The following is a 19443-nucleotide window of genomic DNA, read 5'->3' as shown; positions in this document are numbered from 1 at the left end:
CCGTACACCACGCCGCTCGCCCAGCGCTGCCCGACCTGTTGCACCGCGCTCCTGCACCTTCGCTCCTGTGAGGACACCATGACCGTCGTCGGGCGCTACTGGGATCGGGCGGCCGAGACGCTGCCCCGCGCCGACCGCGAAGCGCTCCAGATGGCGCGCGTGCGGGCCTGCGTCGCGCGGCTTCAGCGGTCAAGCTCGCCGTTCCACCGGCGGCTGGAGGGCATCGAGCCAGCCGCACTCCAGACGCACGCCGACCTTGCCCGGCTGCCGTTCACGACGAAGGACGATCTCCGTGAGACGTACCCCTTCGGCATGTTTGCCGTGCCCATGCGGGAGGTCGTACGCGTCCACGCCTCCAGCGGCACGACCGGTAAGCCAACGGTCGTCGGCTACACCCGCAACGACCTCGACCTCTGGGCCGACGTGCTGGCACGCGGGCTGGTGGCCGGCGGGCTGACCGAGGACGACATCTTCCAGAACGCCGCCGGCTACGGCCTCTTCACCGGCGGCCTGGGCATGCACGATGCGGTCGAGAAGATCGGGGCGATGGTCGTGCCGACCTCCTCGGGGAACACCGTGCGGCAGGTGATGCTCTTGCGCGATTTCGGCGTGACAGCCCTGCATGCCACCCCATCCTACGCGCTGCACGTGGCCGAAGTGGCCGCCGCCGAGGGGATCGACCTCCGACAGGCGCCGCTCCGGGCGGTCTTCCTGGGGGCCGAGCCGATGTCCGAGGCGCTGCAAGACGAGGTCGCCGAGGCCCTGGGCGTCACCGTCTACGAGCAGTATGGCCTCTCCGAGATCATCGGGCCGGGCGTCGCGTCGGCCTGCGGCGAGGGGCGCTGGCTGCACGTCTGGGACGATCACTACATCCCTGAGGTCGTCGATCCTGAGACGGGCGAGCGTTTGCCAGACGGCACGGCCGGCGAGCTGGTCTTCACCGCGCCGACCAAGGAAGCCCTGCCGATGCTCCGCTACCGCACGCGGGACCGCTCCTTCCTGACGCGGGAGCCGTGCCCGTGTGGGCGGACCAGTGCGCGGATCGGCAAGATCCTCGGCCGCACGGACGACATGCTGATCGTGCGGGGGGTCAACGTGTTCCCGTCGCAGATCGAGCATGCGCTGGTCCGGCTGGCGGGCCTCGCGCCGCACTATCAACTGGTGCTCACCACCCGCGCCGACCGCCAGGATGAGCTGCACGTCCGCATCGAGCCGACAGACCACCGTGGGGCCGAGCTGGGGACGCGGCTGGCGCTGGAAGCCCAGGCCCGGGCGACGCTGCGAGACGCGCTCGGCCTGTCGGTGGTGGTGGAGCTGGTCGCCCCGGGGGCGATCCCGCGCAGCGAGGGAAAGGCCGTGCGGGTGCTCGACCAGCGCCAGCCGTAGGCTGTCCCCGAAACCCGAAACCCGAAACCCGAAACCCGAAACCCGAAACCCGCCCCGTCAGGCGTCCGCGAGGCGGTACCCCACGCCCGGCTCGGTCAGGATGTAGCGCGGGTGGGCTGGGTCAGGCTCGATCTTGCGGCGCAACTGCCCCACGAAGACGTGCAGGTACGGGCGGGCGTCGCCATACTCCGGCCCCCAGATGGCCCGCAGCAGCGTGGTGTGCGTCACCAGCTTGCCGACGTGGGTCAGCAGGTAGTGGAGCATGTCGTACTCCTTCGGGGTCAGGTGGACGGGCTTCCCCTCCACCGTGACCTCGCGCCGCTCCAGATCCATCCGAATCGGCCCGTGTGCGATGGCAGCCTCGCCGCTGGGCCGCGCGCCGCCAGCCCGCCGCAGGGCCGCCCGCATCCGCGCCAGCAGCTCTTTCACCCCGAACGGCTTGGTCAGGAAGTCGTCTGCGCCCAGGTCGAGCGCCTGGACTTTGCTCTCCTCCTCGCCGTGCGCCGAGAGGACGATGATCGGCAGGTCGAGGTCGAGATCCTGGCGGATGGTGCGTGTCACGTCCAGCCCGTTCATGTCCGGCAGGACCAGGTCGAGCAGCAGCACGTCTGGCCGCCGCCGCTGGATCGCATCGAGTCCCTCTTTCGCGGTGGCTGCCAGCACCGGCTCGAAGCCGTGGGCGGTCAGGATCGAGCGGAGGGCCCTGGTGATCTCCGGCTCGTCGTCCACCACCAGCACGCGCGCGCCGCTCATCGCGGTGGCTCTTGCACGCTGGCCGGCGCGGACTCGGCCGACGCGGACTCGGCCGACGCGGACTCGGCTGATGCGGGCTCGGCTGACGCGGGCTCGGCTGACGCGATCTGCGGGGCGGCCGGTTGGGCGGTCTCGCTGGGAATCTCGACCACGAAACGTGCCCCTGGCTGATCCTCCGGGCCGCTCCCAGCCTCCACCCAGATCCGCCCGCCGTGCCCTTCGACCAGGCCCCGGCTGACGGCCAGCCCGAGCCCCGAGCCGCGCACGCGGCTGTTGGTGTCCAGGCGGAAGAACTTGTCGAACACCCGCTCTCGCCGGGCGGCCGGGATGCCCGGGCCACGATCTTCGACGCTCAGCCGGGCGCCGCCGGCCATCGGCATGACAGTCAGGATGATCGGGCTGCCGGGCGGCGTGTACTTCACGGCGTTCTCAATCAGGTTGGTGACCACCTGATCCATCATCAGGTAGTCGAGCGAGACCGGCGCGAGTCCGGGCGCAATCGTCAGCTCGACCGGGCGATCGTGCAGGACCGGGTGGAGCCGCGCCAGCACTTCACGGACCAGCTCCCCGACATCGTACCAGTCTCGCTGGGGCCGCAGCGCGCCGCCCTCGATACGGGACATGTCGAGCAGGTTCGCGACGAGCCGGGTGAGCCGGTCGGCTTCGCGGTCGATGGCCGAAGCGAACGCGTCGCGGTCGTCCTCGCTCCAGGTGATGTCTTTCTGGAGCAGGCTTTCGGCGGAGGCTTTGATGGCGGCCAGCGGGGTGCGGAGATCGTGCGAGACGGAGTTGAGCAGCGCGGCTCGCAGCTCGTCAGCCCGCCGGAGGATCTCGGCGCGGTTGGCCTCCTGGCGCAGCAGCTCGGTGCCCAACGCCACCGCCAGCCGGTCGGCAATGGTCGCCAGCAGGCGGGTTTCGTCGTCGGCGAGTCCGTCTGGCCTGCCCACCAGGCGCAGCATGCCGAGTTGCTGGCTTTCGTGGCGCAGCGGGAAGTTGGCGACGGGCGTCCGGGCGCTGCGGCTCGCGGATGGCTGGTCGCCGGGGCTGCCGCCGCGCGCACGCATGACGATCCAGCGGCCAGCGCGCGCGCCACTGCTCGGCGGCGCAAAGACGCGTCCGGCCGGTTCCGAGCCGAGCGCCGGACCTGCCTTCCCGACTGACACGATGGGAGTCAGGCGTCCCTCGGGGTCCGCACGTGAGATGACGACGCCATCCAGCCGGAACTCGCTGCGGAGACGCTCGGACACCGTCCGCAGTCCCGCGTCTACCCCCGCCTCGCCCAGTGCGCGGCTCAGCTCGTACAGGAAGGTGGCGGTCCAGGCCTGCCGGCTGGCCTGCTCGCGGCGGGCGCGCTCACGCGCGGCAAGATTGCTGATGAGCGCCGAAACGATCATGAACACGATCAGGGCGATCCACTCTTCGGGATCGTGGATGCTGAAGGTGTGGCGCGGCTCGACGAACAGGTAGTCGTAGGCGACGAAGGCGAGCACCGACGACCCGAGGGCATACCACCAGCCCCAGGTCACGGCGGTGAACATGACCGGCAGCAGGAAGAGGATGGAGAGCGGCGGGGCCGAGACGACGACCTCTGCGATGGCGATCAGGCCCGCAACCAGGGCAATGCCGCCGACCATACCGGCGGCAGCGACAGGGTTGATGGTGCGCGCGCGATGGAGCATAGCGAGGATGAGGATCAGTGGCCGGCAGCGGCGCCGGCCACCGGCAGGAAGAAGAACACCACCCCGATGATCAGATAGAGCGCCAGCAACTGGGCGCCCTCCAGCCAGTTCGAGCGGCCGTCAATCGCCACGAAGGCGAAGATCGCCGTGGTGAGCCCGAGGACCAGCAACTCCATCTTGTCGAACACGAGGTTCATCGGCTGGCCCATCAGCAGGCTGATGAAGATCAGGACCGGCGCCACAAACAGGGCGATCTGACTCGACGAGCCAGCGGCAATCGCCATCGTCAGGTCCACGCGGTTCTTGCCGGCGAACGTCAGCGCGCTGAAGTGCTCGGCGGCGTTGCCGATGAGCGGAATGATGATGATGCCGACGAAGAACTCGGTCCAGCCGAGTTGATGAGTCACCGGCTCGACAGTCCGCACCAGCAGCTCGCTCACGAAGACCGTCGCGCCAGTCGCCGCCGCCAGCACGATGAGCGCCTTCTTGACGCTCCAGAGCGGCTCATGCTGATCGTGGTGCCCAGCCGGCGCGATGGGCGACTCGCCCGCATCCTTCGGCGGCTGGCCGGCGAACAGGCTGAACCCGAGGTACGCCACGTAGGTCACCAGCAGGACGCCAGCCACCAGCAGGCTGACCTCCTCCACGACCCAGTGATCCGGCTGCGAAGCGGCGAACATGGCTGGCAGGAACAGCCCCGAGATCGCCAACACCATCAACGTGACGTGGTGCTGCGCCTCGTCGCGGTCGAAGCGCTGCCAGCCGTGCCGGATGCCGCCGTACAGCAGCGACGCCCCCAGCACCAGCAGCGAGTTCCCAATAATCGAGCCGGTGATCGACGCTTTGACCAGCAGCAACAATCCCTGGCGGATGGCCAGGACCGTGATAATCAGCTCCGCGGCGTTGCCAAAGGTCGCGTTGAGGAGGCCGCCATACGTCGGGCCGATGCGGACCGACAGCTCCTCTGTCGCCGTGCCGATCAACCCGGCCAGGGGGATCACCCCGAGCGCGGCCAGCCCGAAAATCACCGGCGACGGCCAGCCTAACAGGTCGGCGATCACCGCCAGCGGGGCGGCGACCAGGAGCACGTAGAGCGGTTTGGACACCGACGATCACCTCATCTCGGCACAAGCTCGGGCTGCTGACCAGAATAGCAGCCTGCATGCCGGTGCGGACGCCTTGTTCAGGAGAAGTTTCGCAGCAATGGCCTACACCCTGCGGACGATCCGCATATGACGATAGACAGGGAGCAGCCTGATCGGCGTCGGGAGCGGCAGCCCACGCCCGATTCGGGCTCGCGGGTGACGGTGCAAACGCCGACGCCCACGCCGGAGCCGGCTGCAGGCGGAACGGCCCGGGCCGGCTGGGTCGTGCTGGTGCTGGTGTTTGCCGGGTTTATCAGCCTGGGCCTGCCAGATGGCCTCCTGGGCGTGGCGTTCCCCTCGATTCGCCAGACCTTCAGCCTGAAGCTGGATGCCCTTGGGGCCGTCTTCCTGACGGGCGTCTGCGGGTATCTCGCGGCCAGCCTGGCCAGCGGCTGGGTGGTGGACCGCATCGGCGTGGCGATGCTGCTGACACTGAGTGCGTTCGCCACGGCGATCAGCTTGCTTGGGTACGCCTTTGCGCCGTCCTGGTGGGTGATCGTCGCGCTCGGGCTCGTGTCCGGGCTGGGGGCGGGGGCCATCGACGCCGGCCTCAACGCCTACGTGGCGCTGACCCACAGCTCGCGGTTGCTGGCGTGGCTGCACGCCTGCTTCGGGCTGGGGGCTGCGGCCGGGCCAGCCATCATGACGGCGGTGTTGGAGGGCGGGCGTCCCTGGCAGCTTGGCTACATCCTGGTCGGGACCGTGCAACTGGGGCTGGGCATCTGCTTCCTGCTGACCCGGCAGCGCTGGCAGGCCGCGCCCGCGCCGGCGAGCGCATCGCAGCGCGACGCCGCATCCGCGGCGCCCGACGCACTCGCCGATGCAGCCAGCACGTCCGCTCAGATTGATGAGCCGCGCGCGCTTCGGCTCCTCGCCGAGCCAGCCGTCTGGCTGACTATCGTGCTCTTCGTGGTGTACACCGGCACCGAGACGGCCGCCGGGCAGTGGGCCTACACGCTGCTGGTGGAGGGACGGTCGGCTTCACCGCAACTGGCTGGGATGGCGGTCAGCGGCTACTGGGGTGCGCTGGCGCTGGGTCGGGTGCTGGCCGGCCTGATCGGGGATCGGGTGGCCCCGGTCACGATGCTCCGCGCCTGCATGCTCGGGATGCTGGCAGGCGCGGCCCTGCTCTGGCTGAACCTTGCGCCGTGGCTGAGCATCGCCGGCCTGGGCTTGATCGGGCTGGCGGCAGCGCCGGTCTTCCCCGCCATGATCGGCGTGACGCCGGCGCGCTTCGGGGCGGCGCACGCCACGACGCTGATCGGCTTTCAAGTGGCAGCTGCCAGCCTCGGCATTGCCGGGCTGCCGGCCATCACTGGGGTGCTGGCGGCGCGCACCGGCCTGGAGATCATCCCGCTGCTGCTGATGCTCTCGTGCCTGCTGATGATCGGCCTGCATGAGCTGGTGCTGCGGCTGGTGGCCCGGCTGCACGTGGTCATCCGCCCATCACCGGGGTGAGGCCGAGCCGTGGTACGATGCTCATGGAGGCTGCCATGCGTGACGATGGTCATGAGATTCAAACGATGCCGCGTCATGCCGATGCCCGCATCATCTGCGATCCTCACATCTGTGGTGGTGAGCCGACGGTCGCCGGTACCCGCATCCCGGTCAGCGCAATCGTCGTACAGTGGCGGTTCTACCAGGATCGCGCCCGCGTGCTGCGCGCGTTTCCGCGTCTCGACGCGCCGTCCCTTGACGCGGCTCTCGGGTATTACGAGGCAAACCGGCACGAGATTGACCTGCTGATTGCGCGTAACGAGCAGGACGCCTCTTCGCCAGCCTGATGGCGTTACCCGCGGTCTATCTTGATGAGTGCGTTGACCATGATCTGGTTGCGGCACTCCGTTGGCGCGGGTATGCTGTGACCTCAGCCCTTGAGCAAGGGCGCGCCAACGTAGGTGAAACCGATGAAGCACAGCTCGCGTATGCGGCTGAGCACGGTTGGATGCTCCTCACGCACAACGAACGGCACTTTCGTGCCCTCCATGTTGCCTATGTGCAGCAGGCGCGTGACCATGGCGGACTCATCATCATGCCAGCCACGCCCCCGCGTGAGCGACTGCTGATTTGGTGCGCGCTCATGCTTGACTGGATCGAGCTGATGCCAGATCATCAGTCTGGTTCTTTCAAGTGGGGGCGGCTGCAATCGCTTCTGGAACAGGGTTTTCGCTTGTCTGGTTACCCCGAGCAGGACGTGGTGCTCGCGCTTGCTCGCTGACGATGGGGGCGTCAGCGGCGGGCGACGACCACGTAGCCCCAGTCGCTGGATTGCCCGCGCGGCGTGCCGTCGAGCGCAAGCGGCTGCACCTGCCAGCGGTAGATCCCTTCGTCCAGGGTGTACGGCAGCCGTAGCTCGCAGCTGGTGCGCTGGGTCAGCCCGCGTGACGGCCGGGCGATCTCCAGCTCGGCATCGCCGTCACAGCGGCGGCGCTCCTCCGTGGTGTACCCGTGCGGCCGTGGATCGAGGTCTGGATCCGTGAACGGCTGAATCGTGACGAGGTAGCCGGCTGCGCCGTCGGCCTCCGTCCAGCGCAGCGTCACCGGCTGACGTGGCGACGGCTCCACGAAGGTCAGGCTCTCCGGGCCGATGGGGACCGGCCGAGCCGCTGGTGCGGCGGTCAGCATCACCCGGCCAAACGTGTGGAGTTCATCGTCTGTGCCCGGCCGGTCATGGATGCGGAAATCGCCAGCGCCGTCGTACTGGCGGGCGCGCAGGCTCGCATCTGGCAGCTCGAAGCGGTGGATCAGCCAGCGGCCGGTCCCCAGGAACGGCACGTCCTCGGAGATCGTGTAGACGCCGCCCTCGGGGCCATCCTCGTCAAGGCTGTCGTACTCCAGCGCGAAACTGCCGTTCTCGGCGTCGAAGTACTCCACGAAGACGGTCAGCGGCTGGGCCTCGGTCAGGCCGAGGCGCCGGTCGATGGCGAAATGGAAGTAGCCGGTGCCGTCCTCATCCTCGCGGAACGGACGTGCGCCCCAACGGCCAGCCTCCTCGCTGGGCATCCCCTGCTCGACGGGCGCATCCGCGAGTCGGCGCAGATAGGCATTCTGTCCGCTGCCCAGGTCGAACCAGCCATCCCGAGCCAGCTCGGAGCCAAGCTGGTGGAAGAGGGCCGTGTAGCGCGCGGTGATGCCCAGGTAGGTGCGGCCCGTCTCCTCGGTTTCGGCGATGGCCGTGCCTTCCCACAGCTCGTTCCAGGTCTCGAGCAGCAGCCAGGTCGAGCCGCTCATGACGGCCGAGCGCAGATCCCGACTGTACGTCACCCCTTCGGTCCGATCTCGCAGGTAACCGGGCCGACCGTCAATGCGGCGGTCGTCGTAGCCCGGCCCGATGGCGACGGTCCGCCCTTTGAAGCGCGGCCCGTTGAGCGCCGCGCCCCAGCCGTAGATGTCCGCCGCACCCAGTTGCACGCCGAGCCGATCGGCTGCCTCGACCCAGCTGTGTTCGAGGGCGAAGTGCAGCCGTTCGCCGTACCGCTGCTCGACGGCGTCGTTCAGGCCAGAAAAGGAGCGCTCGTCAAAGGTGAAGCGGTCGCCGTCCTCAGTGTCGGCGCGCCAGAAGAAGGCGAGCACGCGCCCGTCGATCCGCGCGCGGTGGCAGGGCGGCACCTCGTCGAGAAAGACTCCGACCTGATGGGCCAGCATCGCCTGCCCATCCTGCGTGGTGAAATCGGTCACGCCAGGGTGGTCTGGGGCGAGCATGGCGTACATGTTCGTGTCGAAGAAGAGGCCGATAGCCGGCGGGCGCAGGCCCGCTTTCAGCAGCCGCTCGCGCGCCTCGACCATCGGTTTGAGGCCGTCAACGGACCAGGCGTCGGTGTCGCCCCAGTACACCGCGAGCGCCACGTCCACGCCGGCCGTGGCCATATCGGTGAGCTGCCGCTCGTGCCAGGCGACGCTGCGCCAGTCCAGCGGCGGGGTGTTTGGCGGGTGCTGGCTCATGGCCGGATCTTCGAGGCTGGCCTGGTCGTACCAGTAGTAGTAGTAGGTCATCACCAGCCGGTCGTCCGCCCCGAACGCCGCTCCCCTGGCATGGCCCTGGTCGGCTGGGCAGGCGTCTGTGTGGGCCGGTGGGCGCCGGTGCACCTTCGCGGGCTTCGTGCTCGGGTGGCTGGCCGTCGCGATGCCCGCGTCGCCGCCACCACCTGCCTGGGAGTCCGCCGAGCCGTCGGCCGGGGAGTCTGCCGAGCCGTCGGCGGTGGATGGCGCGTCTGCTGCCGCCGGATGGGTAGGGATCGTCGGGGGCCGCGGCTCCGTCTCCGCTGGCTGGCGGCCCTCCAGGGACGGCTCGCCTGGAGCGCCCTCGTCATCGGCCTGCTCCTGCACCTGGAGCATCAGGGTGGGCTGGCCGATGGTTGGCGACAGCGTCGCCAGGACGGCGACGGCGAGCACCCACCGCACCAGTGCGAGACGCCAGGTTGTGGAACGGCGGGGTCGCCAATGTGTTGCTTGCTGCATCAAGAGCCCTGGTCTGCCACCCTCTCACAGAGAGAACGCCGGCCGGTGACGCATTGTCATACCGTGCCCCGTCTACCTGAAACCAGTTGCGCGAATCTTCCGGACACAAGGCTCCTGGCATGGCGGCAGGGAACAGACCGTCGTGATGTTGCCCACGGGCGCAGGCCGTCATGAACGACACCGTTTCCATAACGATGCGGCAGCCCGCCCGTTGCGCCACGATGCCGTGATGCTGCTGGAACCGCCCGCATCGAAGCGTGAGGCGGGTGGATCGCTGGAACGCCCCGCCGAGCACGCTGCGTGGGCAGGTCTCAGGGGGCGTCTGGGCGGCATGCGGAGGGCGCGGGCGGCCTCAGATGCGGAACGTCACGCAGGCGATGGTGACGTACGCCTGCCCGCCGCGCCGCGGCCCGAACGCCCCGCAGGCCACGACGTTGGCGTCGGGATCGTCGTAGATGGCCTGCTGGTGAATCGGGGACTCCCACCAGCTCTGTGCGATGCGGGCAGGCGTCCAGTAGCCGCTGTCGTCGGGGCAGGCCAGCACCTCGCCCAGGGCGTCGCCGCCCAGGCCGGCCGCGGTCACGTAGTCCCAGCCGGGCGGCACCGGGTTGTAGTCGCCGTGGAAGCAGGCGCCGTACGCCAGCATGACCGGGGTCAAATCGGCAAGGTACTGGTCGACGGCGCGATTGGCTCTGGTGGGGGCAATCGCGAGTGGGCGAGTGCCGGCGTGAGCGCGGTGCCGGTTGATCTCGCCGAGCAGCTGTTCCAGGTAGTCGCCGCTCGGGCGAGCGGCCGACTCTTTCTCTTTGCCGCGTGCCTCGGCGGGCGCGGCCTGCGCGACATCTGGGCTGCCGGCCGGCAGCCCCAGCAGCGAGCATGCAGCGATGACGATGACGAGCAGGGGGCGCAGCGCATGAGAGAGACGGTGCATGGACATTTCACTAAGGAAACTCGCCCGGGCATTTTGAGAGCACCGCCCAGATCGGTCATTTGACCGACCCGTTCGGGCCATCACTCGGTCGCATGACGGAGAGAGTTGTAGGTCACTCTCGGACGATCCGGCCGAACCGGCGAAAGTGGGCACAGTTAGGCGGCCGGGCCGGTATGGTGATGGTGAGCGCGCAGCCGCCGGTCCCCCAGCCGTGTCGAGCCTGCCGTGTCTCGTCGGAGGCAGGGGCTGGATGGGCGCAGCATGAGCGTGGGCGGCCGGACGCCGGGGAGTGGGACACCGGGGGGCAGCACGCAAGGGGGCGGCACGCAAGGGGGCGGCACGCAGGGACGTGGTGCGGTGGGGGGCGTGCGCGGGCAGCGCTGGCTCGATGTGCGCGTGGGCGGGCAGCCGCCACAGCGTGTTCCCGTTGGCGGCCAGACGATCCGCATCGGGCGGATGCCTGGCAACGGTATTGTGCTCCCTGACCGTTTCGTGTCCGGCCAGCACGCCGAGCTGGTGGTGCAGGCAGACGCGCTGGCCGTCCGCGACCTGGGCAGCAGCAACGGCACCCGACTGAACGGTCAGCCGCTGGCGCCGGGCGTCCTGCACCTGCTCCGAGACGGGGATACGCTCCAGATCGGCGAGAGTACGCTGACGGTCCATGTAGCCGATGTGCCGTCCGGGCCGGCCCCGTCACCGACGCCGGCTCGGCCGTCCGGGCCGGCCCCGTCACCGACGCCGGCTCGGCCGTCCGGGCCGCGGCAGCGCTCGCCGGCACCGGCCCCCGCGCCGGCCCCCGCTCGCGCTGTGCCGCCGGCGCGCCAGGGGCGTTCGGCGCGCCAGGGGCGTTTGGCCATCGTCTTGCTGAGGCGGGCGCTGCCGCGGCTGGTGCTGGCGCTCGTCATACTGGGCATGCTGATTGCGGGGGGAGTCTGGCTGCTGGCGCCCGCGCGCGTCTCGCTGCTGGTGCTCGGCAGCGACGCCCGCCCCGACGAGCTGCAGCATGGGATGGCCGGGCGGACGGACACGCTGCTGCTGGTGGTGGCCGACCGCGAGCTTGATGGCCTCACCATGATCTCGATCCCGCGCGACCTCTGGGTGTCGATCCCCGGTTACGGTGAGGAGCGCATCAACGCCGCCTATCCCCTGGGCGGCGCGGTGACTGCCGAGCGGGCCGTTGGCGATGTGCTCGGCGTGCCGGTGGGGCGATCGCTGGCGATCGGGTTGCAGGGCGTGCGGGACGTGGTGGATGCGGCCGGCGGCGTCGAGATCGACGTGCCCCAGCCGATCCACGACGCGGCCTACCCCACCGACGACTACGGCATCATGGTGCTGGACATCCCGGCCGGGCGGCAGTGGATGGACGGCGAGACTGCCCTGCGCTACGCCCGCACCCGCCACCAGGACAGCGACTTCGGTCGGATGGCCCGGCAGCAGCAGGTGATCTCGGCTCTGCGGGCGCGGCTGCTCCAGCCGCTCAACTGGTGGCGCATCCCCGCCGTGATGCTGGCCGCGCGGCGAGCCGCGCAGACGAACGTGGGATTGGCCGATCTCGCGACGCTCGGGCTGGTGGTGGCGCACGGCGATGGCCCGGTCCGGCTCACGCCAGACTTCGGGCTGGTGGAGGAGTTCCGAGGGCGCGACGGCGCGTACCTGTTGCGGGCGCGCCCGGCCTTGAAGCAGAGAGTCGGGGTAGTGCTGGCACCGGCCACTGCGGGCGTCGAGGTGCTGAACGGCTCGCTGACGGAGGGCGTGGCGCGGCAGGCCGCCGACACCCTCCGCAACGGCGGCATCCGGGTCGTCAGCGTCGGCAACGCCGCCCGCCCGCGGCCCGAGACGACGGTGGAGGTCTGCGGCGGCTGCCTGCGGGCCGGTCAGCGCGTGGCAGGAATGCTGGGGGCGCCGGCCAGCGCGGTGATCGAGAGCGCCGCGCTGCCGCCCGGCGTGGATGTCCGCGTGACGGTCGGCATGAGCAGCCGCTGAGAGGGATGCTGGGTGCTGGGTTCCCGGTTCTGGGAGCCAGCCACCCAGCACCGGGAACCCAGCACCCAGAACCCAACGATGAGAACGATGTGTTCCGCGCGGCAGATTCAATGACGGAGGGTCTTCCATGCACATGCTCAGCAGGACGACCGCCTGGGGCATCCGGGAGGACGTGGTACGCTCAGAGGTGAAAGGAGATCTCTCCGCCTATGGCCTCGCTGGATTGGTCCCAATGCTCGGCGGTCGAAAGCATCCCCGGCAAGGTGAGCGGCGCCTGGGTGTTCACGGGCACACGTACACCGGTCGCGCTCGTCTTTGAGAACCTCGAAGATGGCATGACGGTTGACGAGGTGATCGAGCAGTTCCCCGTCACGCGGGAGCAGATCAAGGCTGTGCTTGAGTTCGCTGCTCGGAGTCTCGACGCACCCGTGCCCGGACGCTGATGCGCGTCCTCTTCGACAATGGGACGCCGAGGGGCGTTGCGAACGGGCTGCCAGGCCATATCGTCGAGGAGTGCCGCTGGCATCGCTGGGACACGCTTCGCAATGGGGAACTGCTGGGCGCGGCGGAAGCCGCCGGGTTCGACGTTCTCGTCACGACTGATCGCAACATGCGCTACCAGCAGAACCTCTTGCACCGAAGGATTGCGATCATCGTCCTCGGCAAGGGGCGCTGGAGGCTCATCAGGAACCGGCTCGCGGAGATTGCGGCGGCTGTGGCGTCGGCGACGCCCGGCAGCGTGATCGAGGTTCCGATTCCAGATGATTGAATGGTGCCTGCCGGCGGGTCGGCCAGCGCGTGGCGGCGCTTCTCGCCCTGAGAGGCGCGCCGCCCGGAGCCTGACGACGGGGCGCGGTCTTCCTGGGGCGTCCGGAGGAGCGAGCCAGGCTACTCATGCTCGCGTCGGGATCACCATGCGGCCAGCGAAGATGTCGGGACCGTCATCGTCGTCGCGTCCGTGCGGCGATGCACCGCCTGCGACCGAGTCGCACGGTGCAGCCGCCAGCTTGAGCTGCCGAGTACCAGGATCAGCGCCGTCCCGACCAGGATCACCGGGTACACGGCGGGCGTCTGCGCGAAGAACAGCGGCGACTCGCCAGGGTACAGCTTGTGCGGCCCGTACGACAGCAGCGACTCCAGCATGATGGGTATCGCGGTTACGAGGAGCCAGGGTGAGCGCGCGCAGATCTGGGCGGCGCAGAGCGCGCTGAGGGCGAGCGAGGCCGCGAAGAGCGGGGCGAAAAACGGTGGCGGGTACGGCGGCGTCTGGGTGAACAGGGCGGCCAGCATCACGAGCTTGAGGACCGCGAGGCCAGCAAGCGCCCCGAGTGCAGCGCTCCGATCAGTAGCTGGCTGAGCGACAGACTGAGCAGACACGATGAGCACCTCCACATGTTTTGCCGTACCGTACTGTACGGTACACTAACCGTACCACTGGGTACGCTTTGGGTGCAAGGGGTGGTACGCTCTTCCTGGAGGCGCTCACATGCAGCACGATTCGTCCGACCGGCACCGCAATCCGCAGCGCCGGGCTGAGATCCTCGCCGTTGCCCTCGAGGTCATCGCTGAGCGCGGCTACCACGGCGCCAGCATGCGCGAGATCGCTGTTCGTGCGCGGGCCTCGAAGGAGACGCTCTACGCGTGGTTTGGCGACAAGCGTGGGCTCTTTGAGGCGCTCATCGCCTGGAACGCCGAACGTCTCGACTCCATCTTCGCGCCACCCCTGGCAGGAGCGTCAGACGATCTGACGGCCACGCTGCGTGCCTTCGTGGTTGAGCTGCTCGGCCTCCTGCTGAGCGAGCGGGCGGTGGTGGTCAACCGGGCGGCCATCTCCGAGGCGGCCACGGACCCGACGTTCGGGCAGATCCTCGTCGCTCAGGGGCGGGACCGCATCGGCCCGAAGCTCGCATCCTACCTGGAGCAGCAGCGTGCTCTGGGCCGGCTCGATTTCGAGGACGCCGAAACGGCGGTCGACATGCTGATCGGGCTGGCCATCAGTGACCGTCAGGTGCGCCGGTTGCTCGGCGTCCTGCCAACGCCCGACGCCGCGTGGATCGATGCCCGGGCCGGACACGCCGCCCGGGCGTTTCTGCGGATCGTCGGCTCACAACCCCCGTCGTTCTCATCGCCATCGGCGATCCGTACCCGCTGATACGCTCGTCCAGAGGGGTGAAGAGCGTCGACGACGCCAGTTCGCGACCATCGATCCGAGCAGATACTGTGAAGCGTAGATGCCGATGATGCGGGCCGGTTGGACGCAGCGCCTCGAAACCTGCACCATCATCTGCAACCATCCCTCCGCATCCGTTGCCCCTGACGGTCGCCGTCCCTATCACGATCACCGTCGATCTCTGTCGGGAGTGTCACTCGTGTCCATCCACCAGGAGGATCTCTCCGGTAACCCGAACATGCAGCTCGGCGGGCTGCTCGCCCCCTGGCCCGCTGACGACGGCGTCCAGACCGTCGACGAAGTCCTCAGCCACCGCGTCGAAGAGAACCGCATCCTGCTCGAATGCTGGACCAGCGGCGGTGAGTGGGCGACCGTCGTCCTGACGCCCGTCGACGAGCATGTGCTGCGGTACACTTTCTACCCGCCGGGCGTGCCCCGCGAGCCGCGCCAGACCCCGCTGCTGGTCTCCAACCCGCCGCGTCCGCTCCACGCCCTGACCGACGCCTTGCCCGCCGAGACCGAGCCGATTGTCCCGTGGATCGAGGAGGACGAGCACCTCATCCGCATCTGGATCGGCGAGCTCAAGTGCGAGATCACCAAGAAGCCGTTTGAGATGGTGCTCAAGAACCGGCACGACTTCCCGATCCTGCGCGAGCACCGCGCCGACACCAACCTGCGCGGCTGGCGGCGCGCCTCCTGGCTCGGGTTCCGGCGCGGCGCGGACGGCAAGATCGCCGAGACGTTCGACGCGCTGGCCCTGGCCGCCGAAGAAGAGATCTACGGCATGGGCGAGAAGTTCATGCCGCCGGCCCGGCGCGGCCAGAAGGTCGAGTCCTGGAACTTCAACACCTGGGGCGCGACCAACGAGCGGGCCTACAAGAACATCCCATTCTTCGTCTCGACGCGCGGCTACGGGGTGCTGCTCAACACCACCTTTGAAGCCCGCTGGGATTTCGGCAGCGGCACGACCAGCTCCGTCTCGACGCAGATCGCCACCAAGGATGACCGCCTCGACCTCTTCCTGATCTACGGCCCGATGTTCAAGGACATCCTGGCACGCTACACCGGCCTGACCGGGCGCGCGCCGGTGCCGCCGCGCTGGTCGTTCGGGTTCTGGCAGTCGAAGTGGGGCTACCGGAGCTGGGAAGAGGTCTGGGAGGTCGTCAACACGGCGCGCGAGCTGAGCGTGCCGATGGATGTCGTCCACCTCGATCCGTACTGGATGCGGGATCGCATGTACGCCGATCTCGTCTGGGACGAGGAGCGGTTCCCGGACCCGGCCGTCAACCTGGCGCGCCTCCGTGAGGCCGGCATCCGCATCAGCCTCTGGCTGCACCCCTGGATTCCCCAGCAGAGCGAGGTCTTCGCCGAGGCCGAGGCCCACGACGCCTTCGTCAAGCGCGAGGACGGCTCCGTCTACCTGTACTCGCCGACGATCCCCTCCAACCCGGCCAACGTCTGCGGCATCATCGACTTCTCCAGCGAGCGGGGCCGCGAGTGGTATATCGGCAAGCTCCTGGGGCTGATCGAGCAGGGCGTCAGCGCGTTCAAGACCGATTTCGGCGAGGCCATCCCCGAGGACGGCGTCTTCGCCAACGGCATGCGCGGCTGGGAGATGCACAACCAGTATCCCCTGCTCTACCACGAGGCCTTCTACGAGGCGTTCGAGCGGAGCGGTCGGGCCGACGACCTCGTCTGCTGGGGCCGCGCTGGCTGGGCCGGCATCCAGCGGTACCCGGTGCCGTGGAGCGGCGACATGAACCCCAACTTCCCGTCAATGGCCTGCACCCTCTGGTCTGGCCTGGCGATGGCGATGTCCGGGGTGCCGTTCTGGAGCCACGACATCGGCGGGTTCATGGGGCCGACGACCCCCGAGTTGTACATCCGCTGGGCGCAGTGGGGGCTGCTCAGCTCGCACAGCCGGGCGCACGGCACCACCCGCCGCGAGCCGTGGGCCATCGGCGAGCAGGCCCTCGCCGTCTTCCGCGAGTTCGACGAGCTACGCTACCGGCTGATCCCGTACCTGTACAGCCTGGCCGTCGAAGCGCATCAGACCGGCCTGCCGGTCATGCGCCCGATGATCCTCGAACACCAGGATGACCCAGCGCTGCGCCACGCCGACGGTCAGTACCTGCTTGGCCCGAGCATCCTGGTCTGCCCGGTCCTGGAGCAGGGCGCGATGAGCAAGAACGTCTACCTGCCGAAGGGCACCTGGTACAACTTCTGGACCGAGACAGCCTACGAGGGCGGGCGCTGGCTGCCGCTGCCGGTTCAGTTGGAGTGGCTGCCGATCTTCGTGCGGGCCGGCACGATCCTGCCGCTCGGCCCCGTCGAGCAGTATGTGGGCCAGCACGCTGCCGAGCATGGCGGCCCGGACGAGGTCACGCTGCGGGTCTACCCGCTGACGCTCCCAAGCCCGCCGCGCGGCACCGGCCACCTCCACGAGGATGGCGGTACGACGCAGTTCGTCTACGACGAGGGCACGATGACCATCGAGCCGGACGAGGGCGCGCCGCGGACGCGGACGTACCACGTCGAGGTCGTCGGGCGTGACCCGCTGAAGGCGAGCCAGCGGACGGTGGGCTCGGCGCAGATCACCGTGCAGTAGGGGGCCGGTGGCCTGGGATGACGGACCCACGTGCTCCGTCACCCCAGGCGCAGTACGCCTGCGCCGTGCCCGTCATCCCGAGCGACGTGACCCATTCGGCACGCTCAGGGCAAGCCCTGCGAACGCAGTCGAGGGATCTTCCCCTTCGTGGCTTGGAAGGAAGATCCCTCGACTCCGCTCGTTCCTCGCGACGGTCGGGATGACGGGCTGCTGCTCGTTCCTCGCGTCGCTTGCCCTGAGCGTGCCGAATGGGGTCGGGATGACGAATGGTGTGCGCTGTGCCGCGCCTGCTCGCGCGCCTCCCACGCTGCGCGGTACAACCTCGCTGTGGGACTCCTGGGAGGCTGAGGGTGAGCGAACGCGCGCCGCATGACTGGCGGTGGACCGGTGTCTGAAACCGACTCAATGTCGCATCCGGATGCGCTGGCGGCGCTCCGGAACCCGTACGTCCGCAAGTTCGCCATCGGCAGGATGGCGTCCTCGATGGGCGCGCAGATCATCACCGTGGCCATCGGCTGGGAACTCTGGAAGCGGACCGGCGATCCGTGGGCGCTCGGCCTCGTCGGCCTCTTCGAGATCCTGCCGGTCCTCTTCCTGATGATCCCGGCCGGCAACATCGCGGACCGCTTCATCCGCCGCAACGTCGCGATGGGCGCGTACGCCACGCTGGCCATCTCCGCCCTCGGGCTGACCTGGATCTCGTACACGCAGGCGCCCGTCGAGCTGGTCTACGGGCTGCTGGTGATCATCGGGGCGGCGCGCTGCATCGCCTCGCCGTCCGTCGAGTCGATTTTGCCGCAGATCATCGAGCGTCGGGTGTTCGGGAACGCCCAGGCCTGGCTGGTCTCGAGCGGCCAGATCTCCTCGATTGGCGGGCCGGCCCTCGGCGGGATCCTGATCGGGCTGTTGGGCGCGGCCACCTGGACCTATCTGATTGCCGCGGTCATGGAGCTGATCTTTGTCAGCCTCCTGGCGACCTTCCCGCCCGTCCGCGCCGAGCGCACCGGCCAGCGCCAGACGCTCTCAGACATCTTCGCCGGCTTCGCGTTCATCCGCCGCCACCCGGTCTTCCTGGCGGCCATCACCCTGGACCTGTTCGGGGTGATGTTGGGCGGGGCAGTGGCGCTGCTGCCGATCTACGCCGAGGACATCTTGCAGATCGGCCCTGAAGGACTGGGCATGCTGCGGGCCGCGCCGGCGCTCGGGGCGCTGGCAGCCGCGCTGATGGTGACCCGCCTGCCGCCGTTCCGCCGGCCGGGCGTGGTGCTGCTGTGGATGGTCGTCGGGTTTGGAGCGTCGGCGGCGCTGTTCGGCGTGTCCACCAACGTCGTGCTGTCGCTGGTCTGCCTGTTCCTGACCGGCGCGTTTGACTCGGTGAGCATGGTCATCCGTGGCACGCTGCAGCAGATGATCACGCCGGACCATCTGCGCGGGCGTGTCCTGGCCGTCGAGTACACGTTCATCGGCTTCTCGAACGAGTTCGGGACGTTCCGCGCGGGCGCGATGGCGTCGTTCTTCGGGCCGGTGCTGGCGGTGCTCGGCGGCGGCATCGGCACCATCGTGGTCGTGGCCGTTGTGGCGGTCGTCTGGCCGTCGCTGGCGAAGATCGGGCCGTTGCACACGCTGCGCCCGCTCGAATCGGAGCGCACGCCGACGGAGGCGGCAACCGCCTGACTCAGTCCACCGCGCCGGGCTTTCACCAGCTGGCGGGCTTCGTAAAGGCGCGTTGTGCGTCCGTCAACGTAGCGGCGAATTGACTTCCCAGGAGTGGCCCCACGCGGAGGTTGCGCATGTCTGGGCCACTTGGCGAAGCTGCGCGCTATGCCGTTTGTGCGGATTGTAGACCAGTACCTTCAATCCGAGGCGGTTGCGGACGAGAGAAATGGGTACGCAGAGGTCAGAATCGTTAGAGATGAGGAGGGCCACATCAAAGTCCCGCTCATATGCATCGCTGACAAGAAACGTTGCTATATTGACATCAGACCCTTTCTCCTCAGTCTTGAGCACTTGCACGGTGACTGGGCCGCCGGGGGCAGGATTGACGAGGGGCATCCAGACAGGATCGGTTCGAAACGTTCCCTCGTGGATGGTCAGGCATGGGATTGTCCGTAGCGCCCGGAGGTACATCTGCTGATGCAGGCCCTGGTTTGGCTTGTTTGGGCGTGGCTGAACAGCCGCTGTGAAGTATCTGATGCGATTAATTGAGGCCCGGTCATAACTCCTACCAGATAGGGAGCAGCGTCGCGCTCGCCCACGCACTGCGCCAAATGAGCGGCCTTCGACGATGGTGCGGAGGTCTCGGTTCTCCTGGTGAGCCAGCTTCCGAGTTA

The 19443-nt window shown here is 68.7% G+C and carries 17 protein-coding genes; 10 read left to right on the top strand and 7 right to left on the bottom strand.

All coding sequences use genetic code 11. The annotated features are described in order from the left end of the window. Positions 1-78: 78 nt before the first annotated feature. Positions 79-1386: a phenylacetate--CoA ligase gene (locus IT306_21265; GenBank protein MCC7370958.1), complete on the top strand. Its 1308-nt coding sequence runs from the start codon at positions 79-81 to the stop codon at positions 1384-1386. Positions 1387-1443: 57 nt separating this feature from the next. On the opposite strand, the gene IT306_21260 is transcribed toward IT306_21265, so the two are convergent. The 3 genes from IT306_21260 to cax are packed head-to-tail and all read right to left on the bottom strand — an operon-like array spanning position 1444 to position 4924. After that, complete coding sequence (locus IT306_21260; protein MCC7370957.1) at positions 1444-2139, bottom strand: response regulator transcription factor; 696 nt, start codon at positions 2137-2139, stop codon at positions 1444-1446. Beyond that, positions 2136-3818, bottom strand: a complete 1683-nt coding sequence (locus IT306_21255; protein MCC7370956.1) for a DUF4118 domain-containing protein — start codon at positions 3816-3818, stop codon at positions 2136-2138. Before IT306_21255 ends, IT306_21260 begins: the two co-directional genes overlap by 4 nt. A 14-nt stretch (positions 3819-3832) precedes the next feature. Then, positions 3833-4924 carry a calcium/proton exchanger gene (cax, locus tag IT306_21250; GenBank protein ID MCC7370955.1) on the bottom strand — a complete coding sequence of 364 codons (1092 nt, stop codon included), beginning with the start codon at positions 4922-4924 and terminating at the stop codon, positions 3833-3835. 126 nt (positions 4925-5050) lie between these two features. Between cax and IT306_21245 the strand changes: the two genes are divergently transcribed. The 3 genes from IT306_21245 (at position 5051) to IT306_21235 (ending at position 7181) form a co-directional block, all read left to right on the top strand. Next, positions 5051-6421, top strand: a complete 1371-nt coding sequence (locus IT306_21245; protein MCC7370954.1) for an MFS transporter — start codon at positions 5051-5053, stop codon at positions 6419-6421. A gap of 65 nt (positions 6422-6486) precedes the next feature. After that, positions 6487-6747 (top strand): DUF433 domain-containing protein, encoded by a 261-nt coding sequence (locus IT306_21240; protein MCC7370953.1) that lies wholly within the window; start codon positions 6487-6489, stop codon positions 6745-6747. Next, positions 6747-7181, top strand: coding sequence for a DUF5615 family PIN-like protein (locus tag IT306_21235; GenBank protein ID MCC7370952.1), 435 nt, complete (start codon positions 6747-6749; stop codon positions 7179-7181). Before IT306_21240 ends, IT306_21235 begins: the two co-directional genes overlap by 1 nt. Before the next feature lie 11 nt (positions 7182-7192). On the opposite strand, the gene IT306_21230 is transcribed toward IT306_21235, so the two are convergent. Both IT306_21230 and IT306_21225 read right to left on the bottom strand, forming a co-directional pair. Next, positions 7193-9355: a hypothetical protein gene (locus IT306_21230; GenBank protein MCC7370951.1), complete on the bottom strand. Its 2163-nt coding sequence runs from the start codon at positions 9353-9355 to the stop codon at positions 7193-7195. Positions 9356-9773: 418 nt separating this feature from the next. Continuing rightward, entirely contained in the window at positions 9774-10352 is a 579-nt protein-coding gene (locus IT306_21225; GenBank protein ID MCC7370950.1) for a hypothetical protein, read from the bottom strand. A gap of 366 nt (positions 10353-10718) precedes the next feature. Here IT306_21225 and IT306_21220 point away from each other — a divergent pair, with 366 nt between their 5' ends. The 3 genes from IT306_21220 to IT306_21210 all read left to right on the top strand — a co-directional run bounded on the left by IT306_21220 (position 10719) and on the right by IT306_21210 (position 13104). Continuing rightward, positions 10719-12335 carry an LCP family protein gene (locus IT306_21220; GenBank protein ID MCC7370949.1) on the top strand — a complete coding sequence of 539 codons (1617 nt, stop codon included), beginning with the start codon at positions 10719-10721 and terminating at the stop codon, positions 12333-12335. 209 nt (positions 12336-12544) lie between these two features. Then, positions 12545-12778: a DUF433 domain-containing protein gene (locus tag IT306_21215; GenBank protein MCC7370948.1), complete on the top strand. Its 234-nt coding sequence runs from the start codon at positions 12545-12547 to the stop codon at positions 12776-12778. Next, complete coding sequence (locus tag IT306_21210) at positions 12778-13104, top strand: hypothetical protein (GenBank protein ID MCC7370947.1); 327 nt, start codon at positions 12778-12780, stop codon at positions 13102-13104. Before IT306_21215 ends, IT306_21210 begins: the two co-directional genes overlap by 1 nt. A gap of 140 nt (positions 13105-13244) precedes the next feature. Here IT306_21210 and IT306_21205 read toward each other — a convergent pair whose 3' ends face one another. Next, positions 13245-13712 (bottom strand): hypothetical protein, encoded by a 468-nt coding sequence (locus tag IT306_21205; protein MCC7370946.1) that lies wholly within the window; start codon positions 13710-13712, stop codon positions 13245-13247. Positions 13713-13821: 109 nt separating this feature from the next. Between IT306_21205 and IT306_21200 the strand changes: the two genes are divergently transcribed. From IT306_21200 to IT306_21190, 3 genes are all read left to right on the top strand, one after another. Further along, positions 13822-14487, top strand: coding sequence for a TetR/AcrR family transcriptional regulator (locus tag IT306_21200; GenBank protein ID MCC7370945.1), 666 nt, complete (start codon positions 13822-13824; stop codon positions 14485-14487). A 217-nt stretch (positions 14488-14704) separates the two neighbouring features. Then, positions 14705-17113, top strand: a complete 2409-nt coding sequence (locus tag IT306_21195) for a glycoside hydrolase family 31 protein (GenBank protein MCC7370944.1) — start codon at positions 14705-14707, stop codon at positions 17111-17113. Between the two features lie 387 nt (positions 17114-17500). Next, a complete protein-coding gene (locus tag IT306_21190; protein ID MCC7370943.1) occupies positions 17501-18787 on the top strand; it encodes an MFS transporter in 1287 nt (428 codons plus the stop codon). Positions 18788-18850: 63 nt separating this feature from the next. Here the strand turns inward: IT306_21190 and IT306_21185 are convergent. Continuing rightward, on the bottom strand, positions 18851-19443 hold a 593-nt coding region (locus IT306_21185; GenBank protein MCC7370942.1), incomplete at its 5' end, for an NYN domain-containing protein.

Source organism: Chloroflexota bacterium (assembly GCA_020850535.1).
GTDB lineage: Bacteria > Chloroflexota > UBA6077 > UBA6077 > JACCZL01 > JADZEM01.
This window is presented reverse-complemented; position numbering and strand designations above follow the sequence as displayed.

What these genes read in the sequence shown, in the direction of transcription:
- IT306_21210 (MCC7370947.1), top strand. Translation starts at nt 12,778, where the DNA reads ATGCGCGTCCTCTTCGACAATGGGACGCCGAGGGGCGTTGCGAACGGG.
- IT306_21235 (MCC7370952.1), top strand. Translation starts at nt 6,747, where the DNA reads ATGGCGTTACCCGCGGTCTATCTTGATGAGTGCGTTGACCATGATCTG.
- IT306_21225 (MCC7370950.1), bottom strand. Translation starts at nt 10,352, where the DNA reads ATGCACCGTCTCTCTCATGCGCTGCGCCCCCTGCTCGTCATCGTCATC.
- IT306_21260 (MCC7370957.1), bottom strand. Translation starts at nt 2,139, where the DNA reads ATGAGCGGCGCGCGCGTGCTGGTGGTGGACGACGAGCCGGAGATCACC.
- IT306_21245 (MCC7370954.1), top strand. Translation starts at nt 5,051, where the DNA reads ATGACGATAGACAGGGAGCAGCCTGATCGGCGTCGGGAGCGGCAGCCC.
- IT306_21215 (MCC7370948.1), top strand. Translation starts at nt 12,545, where the DNA reads ATGGCCTCGCTGGATTGGTCCCAATGCTCGGCGGTCGAAAGCATCCCC.
- IT306_21240 (MCC7370953.1), top strand. Translation starts at nt 6,487, where the DNA reads ATGCCGCGTCATGCCGATGCCCGCATCATCTGCGATCCTCACATCTGT.
- IT306_21255 (MCC7370956.1), bottom strand. Translation starts at nt 3,818, where the DNA reads ATGCTCCATCGCGCGCGCACCATCAACCCTGTCGCTGCCGCCGGTATG.
- IT306_21265 (MCC7370958.1), top strand. Translation starts at nt 79, where the DNA reads ATGACCGTCGTCGGGCGCTACTGGGATCGGGCGGCCGAGACGCTGCCC.
- IT306_21200 (MCC7370945.1), top strand. Translation starts at nt 13,822, where the DNA reads ATGCAGCACGATTCGTCCGACCGGCACCGCAATCCGCAGCGCCGGGCT.